General features: G+C 65.7%; 24 protein-coding genes. 10 read left to right on the top strand and 14 right to left on the bottom strand.

Translation table 11 applies throughout. The features are described 5' to 3' along the window. Positions 1–53: 53 nt before the first annotated feature. The 3 genes from AC1DVR_RS19250 to ubiA all read right to left on the bottom strand — a co-directional run bounded on the left by AC1DVR_RS19250 (position 54) and on the right by ubiA (position 3,575). Complete coding sequence (locus AC1DVR_RS19250; protein WP_478002229.1) at positions 54–383, bottom strand: hypothetical protein; 330 nt, start codon at positions 381–383, stop codon at positions 54–56. A 101-nt stretch (positions 384–484) separates the two neighbouring features. Then, positions 485–2,557 carry an OmpA family protein gene (locus AC1DVR_RS19245; RefSeq protein ID WP_478002228.1) on the bottom strand — a complete coding sequence of 691 codons (2,073 nt, stop codon included), beginning with the start codon at positions 2,555–2,557 and terminating at the stop codon, positions 485–487. 55 nt (positions 2,558–2,612) lie between these two features. After that, the gene (gene ubiA / locus AC1DVR_RS19240; RefSeq protein WP_478002227.1) at positions 2,613–3,575 is read right to left on the bottom strand and encodes a 4-hydroxybenzoate octaprenyltransferase; all 963 of its coding nucleotides are present in this window, start codon (positions 3,573–3,575) and stop codon (positions 2,613–2,615) included. A 12-nt stretch (positions 3,576–3,587) separates the two neighbouring features. Between ubiA and AC1DVR_RS19235 the strand changes: the two genes are divergently transcribed. The 4 genes from AC1DVR_RS19235 (at position 3,588) to AC1DVR_RS19220 (ending at position 7,192) form a co-directional block, all read left to right on the top strand. Then, entirely contained in the window at positions 3,588–4,307 is a 720-nt protein-coding gene (locus AC1DVR_RS19235; protein ID WP_478002226.1) for a 16S rRNA (uracil(1498)-N(3))-methyltransferase, read from the top strand. After that, entirely contained in the window at positions 4,304–5,143 is an 840-nt protein-coding gene (locus tag AC1DVR_RS19230; RefSeq protein WP_478002225.1) for a GNAT family N-acetyltransferase, read from the top strand. The genes AC1DVR_RS19235 and AC1DVR_RS19230 overlap by 4 nt, the downstream gene beginning before the upstream one ends. Further along, positions 5,136–5,696: a hypothetical protein gene (locus AC1DVR_RS19225; protein ID WP_478002224.1), complete on the top strand. Its 561-nt coding sequence runs from the start codon at positions 5,136–5,138 to the stop codon at positions 5,694–5,696. The genes AC1DVR_RS19230 and AC1DVR_RS19225 overlap by 8 nt, the downstream gene beginning before the upstream one ends. 149 nt (positions 5,697–5,845) lie before the next feature. Further along, on the top strand, positions 5,846–7,192 hold the full coding sequence (locus AC1DVR_RS19220) for a glutamate--cysteine ligase (RefSeq protein WP_478002223.1): 1,347 nt from the start codon (positions 5,846–5,848) through the stop codon (positions 7,190–7,192). An 84-nt stretch (positions 7,193–7,276) separates the two neighbouring features. Here AC1DVR_RS19220 and plsY read toward each other — a convergent pair whose 3' ends face one another. From plsY to AC1DVR_RS19205, 3 genes are all read right to left on the bottom strand, one after another. Next, positions 7,277–7,885, bottom strand: coding sequence for a glycerol-3-phosphate 1-O-acyltransferase PlsY (plsY, locus tag AC1DVR_RS19215; RefSeq protein ID WP_478002222.1), 609 nt, complete (start codon positions 7,883–7,885; stop codon positions 7,277–7,279). Between the two features lie 2 nt (positions 7,886–7,887). Further along, positions 7,888–9,153 (bottom strand): dihydroorotase, encoded by a 1,266-nt coding sequence (pyrC, locus tag AC1DVR_RS19210; protein WP_478002221.1) that lies wholly within the window; start codon positions 9,151–9,153, stop codon positions 7,888–7,890. A 612-nt stretch (positions 9,154–9,765) separates the two neighbouring features. Then, positions 9,766–10,728: an aspartate carbamoyltransferase catalytic subunit gene (locus AC1DVR_RS19205; RefSeq protein ID WP_478002220.1), complete on the bottom strand. Its 963-nt coding sequence runs from the start codon at positions 10,726–10,728 to the stop codon at positions 9,766–9,768. Positions 10,729–10,837: 109 nt separating this feature from the next. On the opposite strand from AC1DVR_RS19205, the gene AC1DVR_RS19200 reads away from it, so the two are divergent. The 3 genes from AC1DVR_RS19200 (at position 10,838) to moaB (ending at position 12,972) form a co-directional block, all read left to right on the top strand. Continuing rightward, positions 10,838–11,632 carry a uracil-DNA glycosylase gene (locus AC1DVR_RS19200; protein ID WP_478002219.1) on the top strand — a complete coding sequence of 265 codons (795 nt, stop codon included), beginning with the start codon at positions 10,838–10,840 and terminating at the stop codon, positions 11,630–11,632. Next, a complete protein-coding gene (locus AC1DVR_RS19195) occupies positions 11,629–12,216 on the top strand; it encodes a hypothetical protein (protein WP_478002218.1) in 588 nt (195 codons plus the stop codon). The genes AC1DVR_RS19200 and AC1DVR_RS19195 overlap by 4 nt, the downstream gene beginning before the upstream one ends. A 213-nt stretch (positions 12,217–12,429) precedes the next feature. After that, on the top strand, positions 12,430–12,972 hold the full coding sequence (gene moaB, locus AC1DVR_RS19190; RefSeq protein ID WP_478002217.1) for a molybdenum cofactor biosynthesis protein B: 543 nt from the start codon (positions 12,430–12,432) through the stop codon (positions 12,970–12,972). 15 nt (positions 12,973–12,987) lie between these two features. On the opposite strand, the gene AC1DVR_RS19185 is transcribed toward moaB, so the two are convergent. The 5 genes from AC1DVR_RS19185 to def (AC1DVR_RS19165) are packed head-to-tail and all read right to left on the bottom strand — an operon-like array spanning position 12,988 to position 15,928. Continuing rightward, positions 12,988–13,422: an EVE domain-containing protein gene (locus AC1DVR_RS19185; protein WP_478002216.1), complete on the bottom strand. Its 435-nt coding sequence runs from the start codon at positions 13,420–13,422 to the stop codon at positions 12,988–12,990. Positions 13,423–13,477: 55 nt separating this feature from the next. After that, positions 13,478–14,371, bottom strand: a complete 894-nt coding sequence (gene fmt, locus AC1DVR_RS19180; RefSeq protein WP_478002215.1) for a methionyl-tRNA formyltransferase — start codon at positions 14,369–14,371, stop codon at positions 13,478–13,480. After that, complete coding sequence (gene def, locus AC1DVR_RS19175) at positions 14,368–14,868, bottom strand: peptide deformylase (protein WP_478002214.1); 501 nt, start codon at positions 14,866–14,868, stop codon at positions 14,368–14,370. The genes fmt and def (AC1DVR_RS19175) overlap by 4 nt, the downstream gene beginning before the upstream one ends. After that, complete coding sequence (def, locus tag AC1DVR_RS19170; RefSeq protein ID WP_478002213.1) at positions 14,865–15,350, bottom strand: peptide deformylase; 486 nt, start codon at positions 15,348–15,350, stop codon at positions 14,865–14,867. The genes def (AC1DVR_RS19175) and def (AC1DVR_RS19170) overlap by 4 nt, the downstream gene beginning before the upstream one ends. Beyond that, the gene (gene def / locus AC1DVR_RS19165) at positions 15,347–15,928 is read right to left on the bottom strand and encodes a peptide deformylase (protein ID WP_478002212.1); all 582 of its coding nucleotides are present in this window, start codon (positions 15,926–15,928) and stop codon (positions 15,347–15,349) included. Before def (AC1DVR_RS19165) ends, def (AC1DVR_RS19170) begins: the two co-directional genes overlap by 4 nt. A gap of 173 nt (positions 15,929–16,101) precedes the next feature. Between def (AC1DVR_RS19165) and AC1DVR_RS19160 the strand changes: the two genes are divergently transcribed. Continuing rightward, positions 16,102–17,283: a MalY/PatB family protein gene (locus AC1DVR_RS19160; RefSeq protein ID WP_478002211.1), complete on the top strand. Its 1,182-nt coding sequence runs from the start codon at positions 16,102–16,104 to the stop codon at positions 17,281–17,283. Positions 17,284–17,289: 6 nt separating this feature from the next. On the opposite strand, the gene AC1DVR_RS19155 is transcribed toward AC1DVR_RS19160, so the two are convergent. Further along, positions 17,290–17,640 carry a hypothetical protein gene (locus AC1DVR_RS19155; RefSeq protein WP_478002210.1) on the bottom strand — a complete coding sequence of 117 codons (351 nt, stop codon included), beginning with the start codon at positions 17,638–17,640 and terminating at the stop codon, positions 17,290–17,292. Between the two features lie 185 nt (positions 17,641–17,825). Here AC1DVR_RS19155 and AC1DVR_RS19150 point away from each other — a divergent pair, with 185 nt between their 5' ends. Continuing rightward, positions 17,826–18,998, top strand: a complete 1,173-nt coding sequence (locus AC1DVR_RS19150; RefSeq protein ID WP_478002209.1) for a lytic murein transglycosylase — start codon at positions 17,826–17,828, stop codon at positions 18,996–18,998. Beyond that, entirely contained in the window at positions 18,998–19,561 is a 564-nt protein-coding gene (locus AC1DVR_RS19145) for a hypothetical protein (RefSeq protein WP_478002208.1), read from the top strand. Before AC1DVR_RS19150 ends, AC1DVR_RS19145 begins: the two co-directional genes overlap by 1 nt. On the opposite strand, the gene AC1DVR_RS19140 is transcribed toward AC1DVR_RS19145, so the two are convergent. Both AC1DVR_RS19140 and AC1DVR_RS19135 read right to left on the bottom strand, forming a co-directional pair. After that, positions 19,551–20,516, bottom strand: a complete 966-nt coding sequence (locus AC1DVR_RS19140; RefSeq protein WP_478002207.1) for a M10 family metallopeptidase C-terminal domain-containing protein — start codon at positions 20,514–20,516, stop codon at positions 19,551–19,553. The genes AC1DVR_RS19145 and AC1DVR_RS19140 overlap by 11 nt on opposite strands. A gap of 90 nt (positions 20,517–20,606) precedes the next feature. Further along, positions 20,607–21,482, bottom strand: coding sequence for a 3-hydroxybutyryl-CoA dehydrogenase (locus tag AC1DVR_RS19135; protein ID WP_478002206.1), 876 nt, complete (start codon positions 21,480–21,482; stop codon positions 20,607–20,609). Positions 21,483–21,644 lie beyond the last annotated feature (162 nt).

The following is a 21,644-nucleotide window of genomic DNA, read 5'->3' as shown; positions in this document are numbered from 1 at the left end:
GCGGGGGCTGGCCCCCGCTTCCGCCTTTGGGCTGACAAGCCGGGAGGCGCGGTTCAGCCCTTGGCCTGAATCCGCTCGATGTAATTGCGCATCTCGTCGGTTTCCGACCGCGCTTCGCGCAGGCCTTCCATCGTGGCCTTCAGCTCGGCCTCGGTCTGGGCGATCTGGCCCATCAATTCGGCCTCGCGCTGTTCCAGATACATGATGGCCTGATCGCGGGCCTCCTCGGCCTCGTGCAGGGCCTGGGCCAGGCGGTCCATTTCGGCCACGTCACCGCCGGCGACGCGGGTGAAGCGGTGCAACAGCCAATAGGCGAACCAGCCGAAGGCGAAGGCCAGAAGCAGGATCACGGCGGTGGCGATGGTCAGTTGCATGCGGTTCATGACTTGGGCCTGTTCAAGGGGAATACCCGTCTGGGCGGGGCAACCTGTCCGGGAAGTTCACCCTGTCTGGGCGGTGCGGGCCGCCGCGTCAAGCGCCCGGCTCACTTCGACGGCCGGGGCTTGGGGTGAACGATTGGCTGGTCGGGGGCAAGGGGCGTGCCATCGGATGCGGTCTCTGCGGTTTCTGCGGCGCCCTGGGCCGGACTGGCGGGGAATTGCACCACGGGGCCGGCGGGCGGGGTCGATTTCGGGAAGAGCGCGGCCAGGCCCTTGGGCGCCTCTGCCCCTTGGTCGCCGCCTTGCCCCGGCACGCCGCCGATCGGCTGGTCGATCAGGGTGAATTCGATCCGCCGGTTCGCCTCGCGCCCGGCATCGGTGCCGTTGTCGGCAATCGGCACGCCCTCGCCATAGCCCACGGCGCGCATCGCCGAGACATCGACCTGCCGGCCTTGCAGGGCCACCATGACCGCCTCGGCCCGGGCCTGGCTGAGCGCGAGGTTGCCCTGCGCCGAACCCTGGGCATCGGTATGGCCACCAATCTCCATCCGGATCGCGCCGCAGTTCTTGAAGGCCAGCGCCAGCCCGTCCATCACCGCGCCCGAGGTGCTGTCCAGTTCGGCCGAGCCGGGGTCGAAGGCGATCTTCTGCCTGACCTGCACGGCCTGCACCCGCTCCAGACATTCCTGCGGCGTGGGCAGGCCCGCCATCGGGTCCAGCACCTTGTCGTAGCTGACATCGACCTTGTAGGTCTTGCCCTGACCCAGCTTGTCGGCCAGGAGCTGCGAGATGGTGTCGGTCGCGTTCTTTTGCCCCGAGACGCCGGAAACCTCGACCGTATCGGTGCGCACCACGACCTTGCCGCTGTCGAGGTTGGACAAGGCCTGCACCCCGGCCAGCACCCTTTCGGTCCAGCCATCGGGCAGGGCGGGGTCGAGAACGGTGGCGACATAGACCTTGTCGACGCCAAAGCGCGCCTTGGCAAAGCTGGCCACGGCGGCCTGCATCCGGTCATCGCCCAGACGGCCGCGCAGTTCGGCGCGGTGGCTCTTGCCATCCAGCGCCGCCGTGAACTCGACCGGGCCGGCAGCGATTTGCGCCTTCTCCGGCATCTTGGCGTCGAGCGAGAAGACATCCGGCAGCGCCGCGCGCAGTTCGCCCACGGCGCGGTCGAAGGCGGCCTGCGTCACCTCGTCGCCCGCCAGAAGGGTTATATCGGCATCCGAGAAGGTCACCGTGCCCGACCCCATCGCCGCCACCGCCGCGATCCCTGCCGTGGTCGCATCCGCCCAGGACGGGCTCGGCACGCCCATGCCGATGGTGCAGGACAGCGTGCCCTTGGCCCCGGCCGCCGCCGCCGCCGCAAGGATCTTGGCCTGCGCCGCCTCGGTATCGGCGGAGCAGGCGTCAAACCGTGCCCCGCGCGCATCCATCACGAAGCGGAAGGTGAAGGGCGTCAGCACCGGGCGCGGCGCGGAAATCGTGGTCGTGACCTTCAGGCCCCTCGGCGCGGCCCGCAAAAGCGCCGCCTCGAACCGGCGTTTTTCGGTGTCGGAGGCCGCGATGGCGACGATGGTCACCCCTTCGGCAGAGACCGAGATTTTCGAGCGCGGCAAAAGCTCCAGCGCGGTGACGCCGAAGGCCAGGGCATCCTCCCAGCCATCGGGGGCGGGGTAGCTGGCGGTTTCCAGCATGTCCATCGGCGCATTGGCGGATTTGAGCGCCTCTGCCGCGTCGGTCAGGGTGCCGCGGTCGCCGCCATCGGGCAGAAGCCCGATCAGCTGGACGCCATCGTCATTGCGCAGGATCTCGACCGAAAAGCGCGGCGGGGCCACGACCTTGGCGGGCTCGACGGCAAAGCCATCCTGCAGGCGGCCCGAATCGACCACGCTGCCGGCGACATTCATCGCGGCAAAGCGCAAAGCCTCGGTGGGTGCCGTGCCGGAGAGGGCGACGATCAGGCCATCGGTGTCGACCTGGGCCCAGTCATAGCCCGCCGTCAGCATCTTGGTGCGGATCACCTCGGCGGTGCGGGTTTCGACCAGTTGCGCCAGACCCCAGCCCGAGGCAAGCGCCAGCGCCGTGGCCCCGGCAAAGGCCAGCGCAGCCACAAGCCCAGCCGAAATCGGGGGCTTGGCGGCGGCAGGCTTCAGGTCAGGGGCGGGCAGATCGGCCAAGCGGTTCCTCCAAACTCGGTCCGCGATGCTTAGACGCTTGGCCCCCGTGGTTCAATCAAACAGCCGCCGCCACGGCAAGAAACAGCGCAACCAGAAGCCCGGCGTCGCGGTTGGAGCGGAAGGTTTTGAGGCACGAGGCCGGATCGTCGATGTCGAGCCGGCGCATCTGCAGCGTCATGTGCCAGCCAAAGGCCCAGATGCCCAGAAGCGCCAGCCCGAGGCTTGCGACATCGCCGCGCTGCCGCAGGGCGAGGATCACCGCCAGCGTCATCAGCCCCACGGTGGCCACGACAAAGCCCCAGAGCCAGGCGCGGCTGTTCTCGCCAAACAGCCGCGCGGTGGATTTGACCCCGATCAGGGCATCATCCTCGCGGTCCTGATGGGCGTAGATCGTGTCGTAATACAGCGTCCAGACGATGCCCGCCGCGTAAAGCGCCAGCGAGGCCGCATCGACGCGTCCGGCATGGGCGGCAAAGACCAAGATGGCGCCCCAGTTGAAGGCAAGGCCCAGAAAGACCTGCGGCCACCAGGTGAAGCGCTTGGCGAAAGGATAGATCCCGACCAGGGCCAGCGATGCCACGCCGAGGCCGATGGCCAGCCCGTTGAAAGTCAGAAGAATCAGCGCCGCGACGCCCGCCTGCACCGCCATCCAGACCAAGGCCCCCTTCACCGTCACAGCACCCGAGGGCAGCGGCCGGCTGCGGGTGCGCGCCACCGCGCCGTCGATGTCGCGGTCGGTGATGTCGTTCCAGGTGCAGCCCGCCCCGCGCATCAGGAACGCCCCCACCGCGCAAGAGATCACGAGCCAAACGTCCCAGGCCTGAAACCCGGTCTCCAGCGCCGCGAGGGCGATCGCCCAATAACAGGGGATCAGCAAAAGCCAGGTGCCGATCGGCCGGTCGGCGCGGCTCAGCCGCAGATAGGGCCGGGTCCAGAGGGGTGCATAAAGATCGACCCAATTGTCCTTCGGCGCATCGGAAACCCTCTGGCCCTCTGGCATTTGCGGCGTCTGGGACATAGGTTCGCTTTCATGGAAGAGGCAAAGATCAGGCTCTATGTAGATCAGGCGCTGGCGGCAGGGCAACCCGTGGCCTTGGGCGAGGGCCAGGCCAATTACCTGTTCAACGTGATGCGTTTGGTGGTCGGCGCGCGGGTTCGCCTGTTCAACGGGCGCGACGGCGAATGGCTGGCCGCGGTGGAACATGCGGCCAAGCGCAACGGCATCCTGCGCTGCACGGCGCCATCCGCTCCGCTTGTGGCGCCGCCCGACCTCTGGCTGCTCTTCGCCCCGATCAAGAAGGCCCGCACCGATTTCATCGTGGAAAAAGCGGTGGAGATGGGGGCGGCACGGATCATTCCGGTGCAGACCCGCTATACCAACGAACGGGTGCGCGAGGATAAACTCCGCGCCCATGCGATTGAGGCGGCTGAACAATGCGAGGCGACCTATGTGCCGCCGGTCGAGGATCTGATCCCGCTCGACAAGCTCTTGTCCGGCTGGGACGCCACCCGCCGCATCCTCTGGGCGGATGAGGGGCTATCGGGCCGCGCCGCCCTGCTCCAAGCCGCTCCCGGGCCTTGGGCCATCCTGATCGGCCCCGAGGGCGGCTTTTCCCCCGAAGAGCGCGCGAAACTCGCCGCCTTGCCCTTCGTCACGCCGATCAGCCTTGGCCCCCGCATCCTGCGCGCCGATACGGCGGCGGTGGCGGCGCTGACGGTCTGGCAAACCACGCTGGGGGATTGGCTGTGACCCCCGCCACCCTCGCCGACCGGGCCGAGATCGAGGCATTCCTCGCCCCTCAGGCCGCGGTGGCGATGTTCCCGCTCAGCAACCTGCGCCACTATGGCATGGCGGGTGGCCATCCGCTGGCGGTCCATTTCTGGCTGGCCCGCAGCGAAGGCCGGATCACCGACCTTCTGGGGCAAAGCGAGGCCGGGATGGTGATGCCCGTCCTGCCCTCGCAGGATTTTGCCGGCGCCGCCCGGGCGCTTGCGGGCCGCAAGGTGATTGGCCTTGTCGGCCCGCGGGCCTGGGTGCGCGGGCTGTCGCAGGCCTCGGGCCTGACCGCAGCGCCCAAGACGCTGGACCGCGACGAGCCGCATTTCCGGCTCGAGACCGAGGCCCTGCTTCTGCCCGAGGGGTCGGGCCGGATCGTGCCCCTGGCCGAGGCGCCGCCGGATGTCATCCGGGACTGGATCCGCGCCTATATGATCGAGGCACTGTCCACCCCGCCCGTCCGCGCCGATGCCGAGGTCGAAGAGCGCTATCAGCGCTATCTGCAGGCCCAGAGCCATGTCTGTCTGATCGAGGGCGATGCCCCGCTGGCGATGACCGGTTTCAACGCCCGCCTGCCCGATATGGTGCAGGTCGGCGGCGTCTATACCCCGCCGGCCCTGCGGGGACAGGGCCATGCGCGCCGCGCGCTGGGCCTGCATCTGCAGCAGGCGCGCGCCGCGGGCGTGCGCAGCGCCATCCTGTTTTCCGCCAGCCTGGCCGCCAGCCGCGCCTATATGGCGCTGGGGTTTCGCCAGATCGGCGACTGGACACTTTTGCTTCTGGAGGGTCCGCAGGTGATCCATGTCTGAACCGCGCTGGCTGATCCGCCCCGAGGTCACCGACCTTCTCCGCCGCTACCGCGAGGCGCTTGCGGCGGCCTGTGTCGTGGCGCTGGGGCTTTGGGTGGCGGCCTTGGGCGGCTATGTCCTCGTGCCGCTGGGCCTGATCATCGCCGGCCTCGGCGCGGTGCTGACCCTGAGCGGGTTGCGCAAGGCGCGCTTCACGCAGAAGGTCGGCGCCCCCGGTCTGGTCGAACTGGACGAGGCGCAGGTCGGCTATCTGGGCCCGGAACTGGGCGGCTATCTCAGCCTCGACGAACTGGTCGAGATCCGGCTCTTGGCCCTGCGCGGCAAGAGGATGTGGCGGCTGAAGCAGGCCGATGGCCAGGCCCTGCTGATCCCGGTCGATGCGGCGGGCGCCGACCGGCTGTTCGACGCCTTCGCCGGCTTGCCCGGCATGGACACCGCCGCCCTGGTCGAGGCGCTGCAGCCCACCGGCCTGCATGAAACCGCCATGGCGCTGGCGGCGGAAACCCGTGTCATCTGGCGGAAACAATCCGGGTCCAGACTGGCGCGCTCCTGAGTCCCGGGGGGTGCTGCGCTGTCGCGTTGAAATTTGTCCATGAAGTTTCATGATGGATGGCCCATGCCGCTCTGCCCTCCCTTGACTTGCCGCGCGGACCGCGACAGGTCTTGGCGCTCTGAACATGCCGATGCGAAAGGTGCTGCCTGATGTCGATACCCCAATCCGGTGGCGGGACCATCGAAAGCTTCGACCAACTGGCCGAACTCCTCGCGTCGGGCAACAAGCCCAAGGCCGAATGGCGCATCGGCACCGAGCATGAGAAATTCGGCTTCCTGAAGGATACCCACGCGCCCTTGCCCTATGCGGGCGAACGCTCGATCTCGGCCCTGTTTGCCGGGCTGGAGCAGCGCTTTGGCTGGACCCCCGTGCGCGAGGCCGACAACATCATCGGCATGACGCGCAACGGCGCCAATATCTCGCTGGAGCCGGGCGGGCAGTTCGAACTGTCGGGCGCGGCCGTCTCCAACCTGAACGAGACGGCGGACGAGTTGCAGAACCACCTCGACGAGGTGCGCGCGCTGGCCGATCCGATGGGCGTGGGCTTCATGGGCATCGGCGCCGCCCCGGAGTGGAGCGCCAACGACATGCCGGTGATGCCGAAAGGCCGCTACCGGCTGATGACCGATTACATGGGCCGCGTCGGCACCCATGGCACCCAGATGATGTACCGGACCTGCACCGTGCAGGTGAACCTCGACTATGCGTCCGAGGCCGACATGGTGAAGAAACTGCGCGTGGCGCTGGCCTTGCAGCCGGTGGCGACGGCGCTTTTCGCCTCCTCACCCTTCTTTGACGGCAAGCTGAACGGGCATAAATCCTGGCGCTCGCGCATCTGGCGCGGGTTGGATAATTCGCGCACCGGCATGCTGCCCTTCGCCTTCGAGGGCGATTTCGGCTTTCAGGCCTATGTCGACTGGGTTCTGGATGTGCCGATGTATTTCGTCTACCGCGACGGCAAATACATCAACGCCTTGGGTCAAAGCTTCCGCGATTTCCTGAAGGGCCAGCTGCCCGCGCTACCCGGCGAAAAGCCCACCCTGTCCGACTGGGCCGACCATATGACGACGGTCTTCCCCGAGGCCCGCGTCAAAAAATACATCGAGATGCGCGGCGCCGATTGCGGCGATCAGGCCCATATCAACGCGCTGCCCGCCTTCTGGATCGGCCTCATGTATGATGACGCGGCGCTCGATGCCGCCTGGGATCTGGTCAAGGGCTTCGATGCTGAAACGCGTGAGGGGCTGCGGGTCGCGGCCTCGGTCTCGGCCCTGCAGGGCGAGGCGAATGGCGTCAAGATCCTCGACCTCGCCCGCGCCGCGGTGGGCCTCAGCCATGCCGGCCTCGCCGCGCGGGCGCTGGGCGAAGAACGCTTCCTCGCCCCGGTCTACCAGTCGGTCACCACCGAAAAGACCCAGGCCGACCGCTGGCTTGATCTCTTTAATGGCGACTGGAAGGGCTCGCTCGCCCCGATCTACGCGGCCTCCAGCCTCTAGACTTCGTTCCTTTGCCCTCTGCCGCAATACTCTCGGGGGGCTCGGGGGGCAGACAGCCCCCCGCCCCGGCCCAGGGCGACCGGGTTATTTCTTCTGGCCGATCTTGGGCTCGGTCCCGGCCTTGATCCGCTCCAGATTGGCCCAGTGCTTCCAGTAGATCAGAATGGTCAGCGCCATGGTCAGGAACAGCATCTGCCCTTCTTGAAAGACCATCAGCCACAGGGTCGACAGCGCCGCCGCCACCAAAGCCGAGAGCGAGGAGATGCGCGAAAGCGCCGCCGTCACCGCCCAGGTGGCGCAACAGGCGAGACCCACGCGCCAATCCAGCACGATCATCGTGCCAAGGAAAGTCGCCACCCCCTTGCCACCCTTGAAGCCGAGCCAGACCGGGAAAAGATGGCCGAGAAAGCTGCACAAAGCCGCGACCTGGGCCGCATCCTCGCCCGCCACCAGCCGGGCCAGCGCCACCGCGATGCCGCCCTTGCCCGCATCCAGCAGCAGGGTCGCCAGCGCCGCGCCCTTGTTGCCGGTGCGCAAGACATTGGTGGCCCCGATATTGCCCGAACCGATCTTGCGCAGATCGCCCAGGCCCAGCGCCCTTGTGATCACGATGCCGAAGGGCACCGAGCCCAAGAGATAGGCCCCCAGAGCCACCAGAACCAGCACCAGCGGCGGTGTCACGAACAACGGCATCTTCAGCCCCCAAAAACCTGAACGCCCGCCACCCAGGTGGCCAGCACTTTACCTTCCATCCGCATCAGGTCAAAGGGCGTGTTCTTTGACTTGGACAGCAGTTTCGACCGGTCGAGCACGAAGGGCGCATCGGGGTCGAACAGCACCAGATCCGCCGGCGCCCCCTCGGCCAGCCGGCCCTGCGCCAGGCCAAGCCGTTTGGCCGGGTTCAAGGACAGGGCGCGCCACAGGGTCGGCAGGTCCATGTCGCCCGAATGCACCAGCCGCATCGCGGCGGGCAGCAAGGTCTGCAGGCCCACGGCGCCCGAGGCCGCCTCCTCGAAAGGCAGGCGCTTCGATTCCTCGTCGGCGGGCGTGTGGAACGAGGCGATCACGTCGATCGCCCCCTCGGCCACCGCCTGCACCAGGGCGAGCCGGTCGTCTTCGCTCCGCAGGGGCGGGGTCAGCTTGAAGAAGGTCCGATAATCGCCCACGTCATAATCGTTCAGCGTCAGGTGGTGGATCGACACCCCCGCCGTCACATCCAGCCCATTGGCCTTGGCCCGGGCAAGCGAGGGCAGGGCCCGCGCCGTGGTGATCTGGTCGGCGTGATACCGGACCCCGGTCATCTCGACGAGGCCAAGGTCACGGTCCAGGCCGATCCGCTCGGCCATCGGATGCACGCCGGGCAGGCCGCGCAAGGACGCAAACTTGGAATTGGTCGCCGCCGCCCCCGCCGAAAGCCCCGGCTCCTGCGGGTGGCCCACGACCAAAGCCCCAAGCGAGCGCGCATAGGTCAGCGCCCGGCCCAGGGCCTTGGTGTTGGTGGAGACATGGAAGACATCGGTAAAGGCCACCGCCCCGGCATCGAGCAGAAAGCCGATCTCGGTCATCTCATCGCCCAAGCGCCCCTTGGTCAGGGCCGCCATATGCCGGATCCGCACGACACTTTCCGCCGCGCGCCGCGTCACAAACTCCAGCGTTTCGGGCGTATCGATCGCGGGCGCGGTATCGGGCCGGGCGATGATCGTGGTCACTCCACCCGCCGCCGCCGCCATCCCTGCCGAGCGAAAGCTCTCCTTGTGCCGCTCCCCCGGTTCACCAATCTTGACGCCCCAGTCGACGATGCCGGGGGCAAGGCAGAGGCCGCCACAATCAAACACCTCCGCCCCCGCCGGCTGCGCCGCATCCCGCGCCACGATGAGCCCGTCCTGCAGGGTCAGGGAGCCAATTGTGTCCGTCCCCGCCTCGGGGTCGATCAGGCGGGCATTGGTGAGGTGGAGGGTCATGGGGGTGAACTTCTCGTCATGAATGTGGGGATAGTAAGGTTCGCTTGGCCCAGCCGATTGATGTCGTAAGCGAAACTGTTTGCGTCTGTCATCCCCAGATAAGCTAGGCGAAGGGTGCCGTTTTGGGGAGACTGCACCGTCAGGCCAAACCTATTGAACCACTTTGTTCTGCAGCCAGCGACGGGCATTTCGTGCAGGGTCGGCTTGGCCCATCGCGGGCCGGAAAGAGCGATAACTCTCTGGTTTGTCAGGTAGTATCGTGAGGTCCATATCAGCCTGAGGAGCAGGAATATCACGAGCGGAATCGCAAAATAGCGTGAGAAAAAGAACGGCTCTCGCGCGGCCGTCTGAAGAGGCGACATTACGAGATCCATCCCGAACCCAATCAAGAGCATGCCAAGGACGGGTCCCAAATACCATCTGGATTCAAGGGCAGAGGCGGCTTGTCGAAGCAAGACTTCTCCTGGTTGAAGTTGAATTTCGGGCGGAAGATTGACTCCTGCCGCCACGCTCAACTCCCCCACCAGACCACCAGCCCGGTGATCACGAAGATCACCAGCAGGGCCGCCGTGGCCACCATGCCGCCGATCCTTGCGTCGGACATCGGTTTTTTCACACCATCACCCCGACCGCCGCCCGCCCCCGTTCCGCCCGCAGATTGCGCGCCAGAAGGTCCATGCAGGCCATGCGGACGGCGACGCCCATCTCGACCTGTTCCTGGATGACCGAGCGGTTGATGTCGTCGGCGATCTCGCCGTCGATCTCGACCCCGCGGTTCATCGGGCCGGGGTGCATCACGATGGCATCGGGCTTGGCGTGCTTGAGCTTTTCGGCATCAAGACCGTAGCGGTGGTAATATTCGCGCTCGGAGGGGATGAAGCCGCCGTCCATCCGCTCCTTCTGCAGGCGCAGCATCATCACGACGTCGGCGCCTTCGAGGCCCTTCTTCATGTTGTCGTAAAGCTCGCAGCCGAACTCCTGCACACCGGGGGGCATCAGGGTCGGCGGCGCGATCAGGCGCAGGCGGTTTTCCATCTTGCCGAGCAGGATCAGGTTGCTGCGCGCCACGCGGGAATGCGCGATGTCGCCGCAGATCGCCACGGTGAGCCGCTGGATGCGGCCCTTGGCGCGGCGAATCGTCAGGGCGTCGAGCAGGGCCTGGGTCGGATGCTCATGCCGCCCGTCGCCCGCGTTCAAGACGGCGCAATTCACCTTTGACGCCAGCAGGTTGACCGCGCCCGACGACGGGTGCCGCACCACCAGAAGATCGGGCCGCATCGCGTTCAGGGTCAGGGCGGTGTCGATCAGCGTCTCGCCCTTCTTGACCGAGCTTTGCGCCACCGACATGTTCATCACATCCGCGCCGAGGCGTTTGCCGGCCAGTTCGAAACTCGCCTGGGTCCGGGTGGAGTTTTCAAAGAACATGTTGATCTGCGTCAGGCCCGCCAGCACGTCCGAGGATTTGACGGTGCGCCGGTTCAGATCGACATAGCGGTCGGCCAGATCCAGCACTTCCATGATCTCGGAGGGGTCAAGCTGCTCGATGCCAAGCAGATGGCGGGCGCGGAAGGTCATGGGGCTCTCCTTCGGTTTTCCGGCTTATGCCAAACATGGGGGCAGGGGGCAAGCGAACCTGTCGCATGCCGGGTTGTTCTGGCCGGGGCCGCGGCCTACCCTGCGGCGCATGGGAATCAATCACGACATCATGGCGCCGGAGCATTGGCAGGCGGCGCTGGCGGCGCTGGACTGGCAGGCCGAGATGGGGGTGGGCGACTGGGTGCAGGAAGACCCGGTCAACCGCTATGACCTGCCCGAACGGCTGGAGCGTCCGGCCGTGGCGCTGCCGGCCAAGGCGGCGCCGGTGGTGGAGGCGCCCAAGCTGGACCCGGTCGCGGTGGCGCAGGCTGCGGCTGCGGCTGCGCAGACGCTGGAGGATTTGCGGGCGGCTTTGACCGCCTTTGAGCATTGCGAGCTGAAGAAGGGCGCCCGCAACACCGTCTTTGCCGATGGCAACCCGGAAGCGCGGGTGCTGATCCTCGGTGAAGCGCCGGGGCGCGAGGAGGATCAGGAGGGGCTGCCCTTCGTTGGCCGTGCGGGTCAGCTTCTGGACCGGATGTTCGAGGCGATCGGCCTGTCGCGGCAATCGCCTGATCCTGCCTCGGCGCTCTATATCACCAATGTCATGCCCTGGCGCCCGCCGCAGAACCGCGACCCCGAGCCAGAGGAAATCGCGATGATGCGGCCCTTTGTCGAGCGTCACATCGCGCTGATCGACCCCGATGTGATCGTGACCATGGGCAACACGCCCTGCCTGTGCCTCTTGAACCAGAAGGGCATCCTGCGTCTGCGCGGCACCTGGTCCCAGGCTCTGGGCAAGCCCGTGCTGCCGATGACCCACCCGGCCTATCTGCTGCGCAATCCGGCCGCCAAGCGCGAGGCCTGGGCGGATTTGCTGAGCCTGAAGGCAAGGTTGAAATGAGAGCATGGCTTCTCGTCTTTACAGTTCTGGCACAATCGGCCTCGGCGGACGTCCAGCCCCTGGTGGACTATGCCTTGCTCCTCGAGACGCACCATGCTGAGACCAATTTGATCGCTCGCAATGGTTCGGTCGATCGATGGATCGATCTGGGTGATGGTGTCACAACAAAATGTCGTGGAAGCCAAGGAGAGGATTGCATCAGTGTGAATCTTGCCTCCAAGGGCCAGGACATGGGGTGCCGCCTGTTGGAAATTGCTGCGACGCTGCGACGTTTCTCCAGATGCGCCCCAGAAGGTGACATGGCGCAAGAGGCTGAAATCTCTTCAATGTTCTATTTACTGGTCGATCATTTTGCCAAGAATGCCGTCCCGCCCAGACGCCCCGAGGACCTTGCTGGCGCGCTCCTCACGCCGAATGCGATGGAACCCTCCTGTAGTCGATTGTTCAGCTTGTTCGGGCCAAATGTTAGCAAGTTTCAATCGAACCGGGCCGAAATCACGCGCTATGTTTCCCAGGCTCACTTACCTGTCACCGTTTGCGGGGCCGAGTTCCCCGATCTGGATGACCAGCAAGGATCCCGTTAGCCTTCTCTGTTGTCCTTCTTCCCTGCGGCCCTGACGCCGGTCAAGGACCTGTTGAGCTTGAAGGCGTGCAGTGCCTTGGCCCAGACCGGTTGCAGGTCATGAATTCGTGTTTGTAGCGTGCGGGCGGGCAGGTCGCTCTGGCTCTCGCTTGCATCTGCTGCCATCTTTGCCGGGCTGGCGCTGAGGCTGGCCTTGCTGCAACGGGGATGAGACATGAGCCGGATTGACGAGACGAAAGATTTCATCCCGGTCCGCATTGCGTTGCTGACTGTGTCGGATACCCGCACCGCGGCGGAGGATCGCTCGGGTGATACGCTGGTCGAACGGCTGACCGGGGCGGGGCATCTTCTGGCGGCGCGGGGGATTGTGCCGGATGACCGCGCCACCATTTCCGCGCAGCTCAGGGCCTGGATCGCGGATCCGGGGGTCGATGTGATCCTGTCGACCGGCGGCACCGGGCTGACGGGGCGCGATGTGACGGTCGAGGCGCACCGCGACGTTTACGAGAAGGAGATCGAGGCTTTTGGTACGGTCTTCACCATCGTCTCGATGCAGAAGATCGGCACTTCGGCGGTGCAGTCGCGGGCGACGGGCGGGGTGGCGGGGGGCAAGTATCTGTTTGCGCTGCCCGGCTCGCCGGGGGCCTGCCGCGATGCCTGGGACGAGATATTGCAAGCCCAGCTCGACTACCGCCACCGGCCCTGCAACTTTGTCGAGATCATGCCGCGGCTGGAAGAACACAAGCGCCGCAAGTAGCGCGTTCTGGCGCGATCACGCTATGGGGTCTCCGCCCGTCATGGCGCGCGCAATCCGGGCAAAATCAGCGTCGGAGAGTTTGGCCACCCCATAGCGGAAGGCCATGCCCCAGGAGGCGAGGCCGCGCGTGATCTCCAACTCCTGCAAAAGCGGGCGGATCAGGGCGAGGTTCGCCTCTTGCCACAAAACGGGGCGGCGCCACATCAGATGGCCCGCCACATCATGCGGGAAGGGGGCCGCCTCGGCGATCCGGCCGATCAGGGTGAAGGCCTGCAAAGGCGGGCCGTCGGGAAAGGTCGTGCGGGGCGAATAGACCACCACCCCATCGCCCGGCCTCATCCGCCGAAGGGCCGCGTCCTTGCCGTGGTTGGCCTGCACGATCCCTTCCGCCATGCCGCGTGCGGCATGGTCGGCGGATGCGGTGACGACCCAATGGTTCTTGTCTGACATTGAAACACCTCCGCCCACCGGACTAGCAGGGGAGTGCTGTCAGATCCTGTCAGGATCAGTTCAGATGATCGGGCAGGGCGAAGCCGCGCAGCAGGTCGGCGGCGGCGCTGGGTTTCTTGCCCTCGCGCTGGGCCTCCCGCACTTCGACAGCACCGCTGCCGCAGGCGATTGTCAGGCCGTGCAGGACCTGGCCGGGGGAGCCTGTGCCGTCCGCGAGGCGGGAGCGCAGGAGTTTCAGGCGCTCGCCCGCCACGTCGCACCAGGCGCCGGGGAAGGGGGAGAGGCCGCGGATCTGGCGGTCGACCTCGACCGCGGGGCGGGTCCAGTCGATGCGGGCCTCGGCCTTGTCGATCTTGGCGGCGTAGGTGACGCCCTCGGTGGGCTGAGTTTCTGCGGACAGGGGCAGGGTGGCGAGGGTCTGAACGATCAGGCGCGCGCCCATGGCGGAGAGGCGGTCGTGCAGGTCGGCGGTGGTATCCTCGGGGCCGATCGGTGTGGATTCGCGCAAGAGGACGGGGCCGGTATCGAGGCCGGCTTCCATCTGCATGATGCAAACGCCGGTCTCGGCATCGCCGGCCATGATGGCGCGGTGAATGGGGGCGGCGCCGCGCCAGCGGGGCAGCAGGGAGGCGTGGATATTGAGGCAGCCGCGACTAGGTGCAGCGAGAATGGCGGGGGGCAGGATCAGCCCATAGGCCACGACAACGGCGATTTCGCTGCGCAGCGAAGCGAAGTCATGCTGCGCCTCTTCGCTGCGCAGCGAAGCGGGGTAACATACCGGAATGCGTAGACTTTCGGCGCAATGCTGGACGGGGCTTTTCCGGTCGGCCTTGCCGCGTCCGGCGGGGCGGGGCGGCTGGGTGTAGACCGCAGCAATTTCATGCTGCGCAGCGAGGGCCTTCAGCGCGGGCACCGAAAAATCGGGCGTGCCCATGAAGGTGATCCTCATGTCCGCCTCCGCAATTTCTCGGACTTGGTGATCAGCATTGACCGTTTCAGGCCCGAGAGGTGGTCGAAATACATCTTGCCGGCCAGATGGTCGATCTGGTGCTGGACCGAGGTCGCCCAGAGGTGGACGAAGTCGCGCTCCTCCATCTCGCCCTCGGCATTGAGGTAGCGGACGGTCACGGCGCGGGGGCGGCTGATCACCGCAGAGACGCCGGGCAGGTTGGGGCTGGCCTCCTCATGGGTGCGCATCTGGCCGGAGGCGTGCAGGACCACCGGGTTGGCCATCAGCACGGCCTTGCCGCGTTCCTCGGAACTGTCGACCACGGCGAGGCGCAGGGGGACGCCGATCTGCACGGCGGCGAGGCCATAGCCCGGCATCGCCTCCATCGTGTCGACCATGTCGGCCCAGATGGCGCGGACTTCGGGGGTGATTTCGGTCACGTCGGCGGCGACAGTCCGCAGGACCTGCGCCGGCCAGGGCACACAAGGACGGATCATTGCAGCACCGCCTCGGCCCGGGCGCGGGCCTCGGGCGACAGGTGGTCGAGGGTGACGATCCCGTCGAGGTGGTCGATCTCGTGCTGAGCGCAGATGGCGCGGAAGCCGGTCAGCTTTTGCGCGGCGATGGCGCCGTCTTCGGTCATCCAGCGCAGGATGATCTCCTTGGCGCGGCTTACCTCGGTCAGGATGCCGGGGATCGAGAGGCAACCCTCGGTGCTGGGCACCTGTTCGTCCGAGCGCCAGATGATTTCGGGGTTGATGAAGGTCTCGGGCGCGGCGTCGCCGGATTTCCAGCTGGCGTCCATCACGAAGACCCGCGACAGCACGCCGACCTGGGGGGCGGCGAGGCCGCGGCCTTCGGCGTCATACATCGTCTCCAGCATGTCGCGTGCGAGGGTCAGGGTCGCGTCATCGACCGAGGCCATGGCGGCCACGGTCGACAGGCGCGCGTCCGGCCAGCGCAGGATGGCACGCTTCATCGCGGGCCACGCGCGGGGCCGCCATGGTCGCCGCGAGGGTCGCCCTTGTGGTCGCCTCGCCCTTCGCCGCGCGCTATCTCGCGTTTCAGCTTTTCCATCTTGCGGGTGATCATCTGGCGCTTCATCAGGCCGAGGTAGTCGATGAAGAGCTTGCCGTTCAGATGGTCGATCTCGTGCTGCACGCAGGTGGCCCAGAGGCCGGAGAAGGTCTCCTCCCGCGCGGCGCCGGTCTCGTCCATCCAGGTGACGGTCACCATGTTCGGGCGTTCGACATCGGCATATTGGTCGGGGATCGACAGGCAGCCTTCCTCGTAGGTCGAAAGCTCGGAGGAGGACCAGGTCACCGCCGGATTGAACAGGATCAGCGGGCGCGGCGTTTCCGGCAGCTTCATGCAATCCATCACGATCAGGCGCTTGTTGACGCCGACCTGCGGCGCCGCAAGCCCGATTCCGGGCGCGTCATACATGGTATCGAGCATGTCGCGGGCCAGTTTCGCCAAATCCTCGGTGACTTGCGCCACGGGGTCGCAAAGCTTCTTGAGGCGCGGATCGGGGTGGATCAGGATGGGGCGGATCATGCAGCAGGATTTACGGTTTGGCCGGGTTTGGCGCAAGAGGTTCGACAGGCAGGAATGAAATTCTGCCAAATTCGGTAATTTGGAAACAGATTCCAATATGTTGTAAAATATCGGGAAGACTTCCCGTTTGTGATGATGTACTTGGAATAAAATACTCCATAAAGGACCATGAAATGAAAGCCGCGCCCAACTTTGACACGATCATCAACCGCCTTGGCACCCATTCTGTCAAATGGGACAGCATGGAGCAACTCTATGGTGTGCCCTCTGGGGATGGTCTGGCCATGTGGGTGGCCGATATGGACTTCCGCCCGCCGGCCTCGGTGCAGCGGGCGCTGGAGGCGGTGGTGGCCCATGGCGTCTATGGCTATTTCGGCGATGACGCGGCCTATCTGGAAGCGATCCGCTGGTGGATGGAGACGCGGCACGGCTGGAGCCTCGACAAGAGCCACATCTTCACGACGCATGGTCTGGTGAACGGCACCGCGCTGTGCATCGACGCCTTCACCAAGCCGGGCGATGGCGTCGTGCTGATGACGCCGGTTTATCACGCTTTCGCTCGGGTGATCAAAGCCGCCGACCGCAAGGTGGTGGAATGCAAGCTGAAGCTGGAAGACGGGCTGCAGGTGCCGGACTTCGCGGCCTGGGATGCGCAGATGACCGGGGCGGAGAAGATGATGATCCTGTGCTCGCCGCACAACCCGGGGGGCCGCGTCTGGACGCTGGAGGAGCTGAAGGGCATCGCCGATTTCTGCAAGCGGCACGACCTGATCCTCGTCTCGGACGAGATCCACCATGACATCGTGATGCCGGGCCACAAGCATCACGTCATGGCCAATATTCCCGGCATTGCCGACCGTCTGGTGATGATGACGGCGACGACCAAGACCTTCAACATCGCCGGCGCCCATATCGGCAATGTGATCATTGCGGACGAGGGTCTGCGGGCGCGCTTTGCCAATGTGATGATGAAGATGGGGATCTCGCCCAACGCCTTCGGGATGCACATGGTGCCCGCCGCCTATTCGCCCGAGGGCGCGGCCTGGGTCGATGCGCTGAATGTGTATCTTGACCAGAACCGCCGGACCTTCGATGCGGGAATTGCGGCGATTCCGGGTTTGAAATCTTCGCCCCTGCAGGCGACTTACCTCGCCTGGGTCGATTTCTCGGGCACCGGCATGACGACGGAGGAATATTGCGCCCGGGTTGCCAAGGGCGCGCGAATCGCCACCAACGCGGGGGCGCCCTTCGGTGCGGGCGGCGAGAGCCATCTGCGCTTCAATCTGGCGATGCCGCATGCCCAGGTGGTCGAGGCGGTTGCCCGCCTGACCGAGGCTTTCAAAGACCTGCAATAAAGCAGGTCAGTTCTTCGGCAAAAGACCGACAGGCAGCGTGGGATCGAGCCAGAAATCCAGCGGCGCCTTGTCGGTCACCGGGGTCAAGCGTTTGAATTCGCAGGTGATTTCATCGCCTTCGGTATTCGTTGCCATGATCAGGCATTGAAAGGCGTGGCGGTCGCCGTCATAGACATCGACCAGCCCGCGCAGGTGCGGGGCCAGGGCGCCATCCAGCACGAAGCCGTCGTGCCAGAAGCGCAACACCGGAAACACCGCCTCACCGACCTGAATCCGCAGGCGCGACTTGCGACGCTCCTTGGATTTGCGTGCCATTTCCAGACCGTCGCTCAGTTCTTTCGGCAGATATTCCAGCATGATCTTCTCCCTCACCAACAGTCTGGCGCGTCAGGTGTTAAAAACAAGGTGTCAGAAGGGCGTATCATTTTTGCGAAGGTAGCGTGGCGGGCGGGCCACAGCCCAGGATCGCAGTGCGGGGCGCCTTGCCGGTTTCCTCCGCCCGGGCAATCCGCTAGCCTCGCCGCGTAACCGGAGGATTTTTCATGCGTCTGCCCCTCTTCGCCTTTTTGACCTGCACCGCACTTGGCCTTTCGCCAGCCCAAGCCGCGCCTTGTGGCGGCAATTTTCAGGATTTTCTGGCCAGCATGGGCGCCGAGGCCAAGGCCCAGGGCCTGCCCGACCGCGCCATCCACGCCTTTCTGGACGGGGCGCAGCTTGACCCCGCCGTGATCAAGTCGGACCGCGGGCAAAGCTTTTTCCGCAAGACGTTTCTGGAGTTCAGCCAGGCCCTGATCAGCAAGAGCCGGATCTCGAACGCGGCGATCTATTCGAAGAAATACGATGCCGCCTTCCGCGCGGCGGAGAAGAAGTTCGGCGTCTCGCGCGGGGTGATCCTGGCCTTCTGGGCCTTCGAGACCGACTTCGGCCAGGTGCAGGGCAATTTCGACACCCGTAACGCGCTGGTGACCCTGGCGCATGACTGCCGCCGCCCGGATATCTTCCAGCCGCAGGTTCTGGCCGCCATCGCCCTGACCGCGAAGGGTGATTTTTCGCCCGGAGTGACCAAGGGCGCCTGGGCGGGCGAGATCGGCATGGTGCAGATGCTGCCGCGTGACATTCTGGAGCGCGGCGAGGATGGCGACGGCGACGGCAAGATCACGCTGAAGACCTCGGCGGCCGACTCGATCCTGTCGGCGGCGCATATGCTGCAGTTTTACGGGTGGCAGGCCGGGCAACCCTGGCTGCAGGAGGTCAAGGTACCGGCCGATCTCGACTGGGCGCAGTCGGGTCTGGATACCACGCTGCCCACCAGCCAGTGGGCGGCGATGGGGGTGCAGGCCAAGGAGGGGAGGCTTGCCAATCTGCAAGCCTCGCTTCTGCTGCCGCAGGGGCGCAAGGGGCCGGCCTTTCTGATCTATCCAAACTACAAGGTCCTGTTCAACTGGAACAAGAGCTTCGTCTATGTGACGACCGCCGCCTATTTCGCGACGCGGATCGAGGGCGCCTCGGGCTATAGCGCGGGGACGCCGGACCCGGCGCTGTCGCCCGATCAGATGACCACCTTGCAGAAGAAACTCTCCAAGCGCGGCCATGATGTCGGCAAGATCGACGGGGTTCTGGGCGCCGCCACCCGCGCCGCCGTGCAGAAAGAGCAGGAGCGTCTGGGCATGCCCGCCGATGGCTGGCCGACCGCCGCCCTCTTGGGGGCGCTTTGATGCAGGTGACGATGGCGGAACTGATGGCCGCGCTGCCGCATATCGCGGCGGCACCCAAGACGGATGCGCCGATCCATTCGCTCTGCCTGCGCCCCGGCTATGGCGAGCGGCACTTTCCGGAGCGGATCACCATGACCCGCGCCCAAGGCATCCCGGGCGAACGCTGGATGACGGCGCCCTGGCTCAAGCTTGAAGACGGCTCGCCCGACCCGCGCATCCAGGTCTCGATCCTGCCTCAGCGGGTGATGGATCTGGTCTGGCGCGACCGCGAGGGGACGCCGCATCCCGGCGACCCGATCGTGGCCGATCTGGACTGTTCGCTGGAGAACCTGCCCGTCGGTACGCTGATCCGGGCTGGAACGGCCGTCCTGCGCGTCTCTGACCGTTTCAACGAGGCCTGCGTGAAGTGGAAGGTCCGCTACGGCACCGACGCCCGCGCCTTCATCGACGCGCCCGGCCACCCAGAGCTGCGCCTGCGCGGCGTGCTTTGTTCGGTGGAAGAGGACGGCGCGGTGGCCCGCACCGACCGGCTTCAGGTGATCCGCCGCGGCGTCACAGGGTAAAGGCCGAAGCGTCGAGCGTCAGCACGGTATCCAGCACGATCCGCATCTCTGCCGCGGTGTCGCCGGAGAGGTTGATGTCGATCCAGGTCTCGGTGCCATGGATCGTGGCGCGGATCTGGCCGGTGCCGGTGAAGGCGTGATTGCCGATGAAGCTGAGCGGATCATGCCCGCCGCCGGGCACCGCATCGAAGGCGGTCAGGACGATGCGATCCCCCTCGCCGGGGTTGAAATCGGTGATGTGGTCACGCGATGCCGCAGCGGGGCGCGACTCGGCGCCGGACAGGAAGATGAAGGCGTCAGCGCCGGTGCCGCCGGTCAGAACATCTGCGCCATTCCCGCCGGTCAGGCTGTCTTTCCCGGCGCCGCCATCCAGATTGTCGGCGCCATTGCCGCCCAGCAGGCGGTCCCAGCCGCCGTTGCCCTGGATGATGTCATTGCCCGCCAGGCCCTTGATCACGTTGCCGATCGCGCCGCCCCAGATGAAATCATGTCCCGTGGTGCCATTCAGCGCCTTGACCGAAGTTGCAACCTCGATCGCGGCGGAAATCACCGGGCCGTAACCAGCGCCGATCGGGTCGTTGACGTGGTCCGCCCAGCCGATCGAGCCGTTGTCGTCCCAGTAGATCGCATAGGAATCATTGATGAAATTATCGGGCTGGCCCGCGTGCCAGGCGGTGTAGGAATAGGTCTCGCCGGTATCCCACCCCCAGCCACCGCCGGGTTCGCTGCTGCCCGCAGCCTGGGTCAGGCCGATCCAGGGGCCGTTGCGCGCGTTGTCACGCGGCTCGCCGCCCCACAGCAGGTCGTCCTGCGCCAGAAAGCTGAGGAAGAGGCTGTTCTCCTCGGCCGAGGTGACAGCGGCCAAAGTGCCGCCATGCGCCGAGGCCAGTGCAACCGCCTGCGCATGGGTCAGGCCGCCATCGACGCGCGAAATGATATATTGACCAATAGGCATGATTAACCTCCCGTCAGAACGCCTGGGTGTCGAAGAATTTCGCTAAATACGGAACAAAATTAATCTATCGCCCGGTTTCTGGCAAGTCGGCTATCGGGTCGGCACCGGCACGTCGCCGCGGTAGTCGTAGAAGCCGCGCTGGGTCTTGCGGCCGAGCCAGCCCGCCTCGACATATTTCGTCAGCAGGGGGCAGGGGCGGTATTTTGTGTCGGCCAATCCGTCGTGCAGCACGTTCATGATGGCAAGGCAGGTGTCGAGCCCGATGAAATCGGCCAGCTCCAAGGGGCCCATCGGGTGGTTGGCGCCAAGCTTCATCGACTCGTCGATCGACTTCACGTTGCCCACGCCTTCATAGAGCGTGTAGACCGCCTCGTTGATCATCGGCATCAGGATGCGGTTGACGATGAAGGCGGGGAAATCCTCGGCGCTGGCGGCGGTCTTGCCAAGCTTGGCCACCACCTCGTGCAAGGCGTCCCAGGTCGGCTGGTCGGTCGCGATGCCGCGGATCAGCTCGACCAGCTGCATCACCGGCACCGGGTTCATGAAGTGGAAGCCCATGAACTTTTCTGGCCGGTCGGTCCGGCTGGCCAGCCTTGTGATCGAGATCGACGAGGTGTTCGAGGTCAGGATGGTCTGCGGCGCGAGGTGTGGCGCCAGGCTGTCGAAGATCGCCTGCTTGACGCTTTCCTTTTCGGTCGCGGCCTCGATGATCAGATCGCAGGGGCCGATCTCGGCAATGTCCAGCGTGGTCCTGATCCGCGCCATGGCCGCGGCCTTGGCTTCGGCCGTGACCTTGCCGCGGGCGACCTGGCGTTCGATGTTGCGGTCGATGGTGGCGATGGCCTTGGTCAGGCCCTCGGCGCTGATGTCGTTCATCACGACGTCATAGCCCGCCAGCGCGAAGACATGGGCGATCCCGTTGCCCATCTGTCCCGCGCCCACAATTCCCACAAGCTGAATGGCCATGTCGTCCCCCGTAAAGCTGGCCATCACCTTACGTCCGCCCCGCCGCATCGGCAAGCCCGCTGCACTGCAGCGTAAACATGGACAATTTGCGCCAAACCCGGCCATTAGCCGTTTGGAAAGAGGAATCGGGCAATCTCGGCGATGGGTGTGTAAAAAATCGGG

This window comes from Rhodobacter sp. P2_H5 (assembly GCF_056403335.1).
The sequence above is the reverse complement of the archived record's forward strand: the minus strand, read 5'-3'. Positions and strand labels throughout refer to the sequence as shown.

Coding starts and splice junctions, on each gene's coding strand:
- AC1DVR_RS19250 (WP_478002229.1), bottom strand. CDS start 383: ATGAACCGCATGCAACTGACCATCGCCACCGCCGTGATCCTGCTTCTG.
- ubiA (WP_478002227.1), bottom strand. CDS start 3,575: ATGTCCCAGACGCCGCAAATGCCAGAGGGCCAGAGGGTTTCCGATGCG.
- AC1DVR_RS19235 (WP_478002226.1), top strand. CDS start 3,588: ATGGAAGAGGCAAAGATCAGGCTCTATGTAGATCAGGCGCTGGCGGCA.
- AC1DVR_RS19225 (WP_478002224.1), top strand. CDS start 5,136: ATGTCTGAACCGCGCTGGCTGATCCGCCCCGAGGTCACCGACCTTCTC.
- AC1DVR_RS19220 (WP_478002223.1), top strand. CDS start 5,846: ATGTCGATACCCCAATCCGGTGGCGGGACCATCGAAAGCTTCGACCAA.
- plsY (WP_478002222.1), bottom strand. CDS start 7,885: ATGCCGTTGTTCGTGACACCGCCGCTGGTGCTGGTTCTGGTGGCTCTG.
- pyrC (WP_478002221.1), bottom strand. CDS start 9,153: ATGACCCTCCACCTCACCAATGCCCGCCTGATCGACCCCGAGGCGGGG.
- AC1DVR_RS19205 (WP_478002220.1), bottom strand. CDS start 10,728: ATGACCTTCCGCGCCCGCCATCTGCTTGGCATCGAGCAGCTTGACCCC.
- AC1DVR_RS19200 (WP_478002219.1), top strand. CDS start 10,838: ATGGGAATCAATCACGACATCATGGCGCCGGAGCATTGGCAGGCGGCG.
- AC1DVR_RS19195 (WP_478002218.1), top strand. CDS start 11,629: ATGAGAGCATGGCTTCTCGTCTTTACAGTTCTGGCACAATCGGCCTCG.
- moaB (WP_478002217.1), top strand. CDS start 12,430: ATGAGCCGGATTGACGAGACGAAAGATTTCATCCCGGTCCGCATTGCG.
- AC1DVR_RS19185 (WP_478002216.1), bottom strand. CDS start 13,422: ATGTCAGACAAGAACCATTGGGTCGTCACCGCATCCGCCGACCATGCC.
- fmt (WP_478002215.1), bottom strand. CDS start 14,371: ATGAGGATCACCTTCATGGGCACGCCCGATTTTTCGGTGCCCGCGCTG.
- def (WP_478002214.1), bottom strand. CDS start 14,868: ATGATCCGTCCTTGTGTGCCCTGGCCGGCGCAGGTCCTGCGGACTGTC.
- def (WP_478002213.1), bottom strand. CDS start 15,350: ATGAAGCGTGCCATCCTGCGCTGGCCGGACGCGCGCCTGTCGACCGTG.
- def (WP_478002212.1), bottom strand. CDS start 15,928: ATGATCCGCCCCATCCTGATCCACCCCGATCCGCGCCTCAAGAAGCTT.
- AC1DVR_RS19160 (WP_478002211.1), top strand. CDS start 16,102: ATGAAAGCCGCGCCCAACTTTGACACGATCATCAACCGCCTTGGCACC.
- AC1DVR_RS19155 (WP_478002210.1), bottom strand. CDS start 17,640: ATGCTGGAATATCTGCCGAAAGAACTGAGCGACGGTCTGGAAATGGCA.
- AC1DVR_RS19150 (WP_478002209.1), top strand. CDS start 17,826: ATGCGTCTGCCCCTCTTCGCCTTTTTGACCTGCACCGCACTTGGCCTT.
- AC1DVR_RS19145 (WP_478002208.1), top strand. CDS start 18,998: ATGCAGGTGACGATGGCGGAACTGATGGCCGCGCTGCCGCATATCGCG.
- AC1DVR_RS19140 (WP_478002207.1), bottom strand. CDS start 20,516: ATGCCTATTGGTCAATATATCATTTCGCGCGTCGATGGCGGCCTGACC.
- AC1DVR_RS19135 (WP_478002206.1), bottom strand. CDS start 21,482: ATGGCCATTCAGCTTGTGGGAATTGTGGGCGCGGGACAGATGGGCAAC.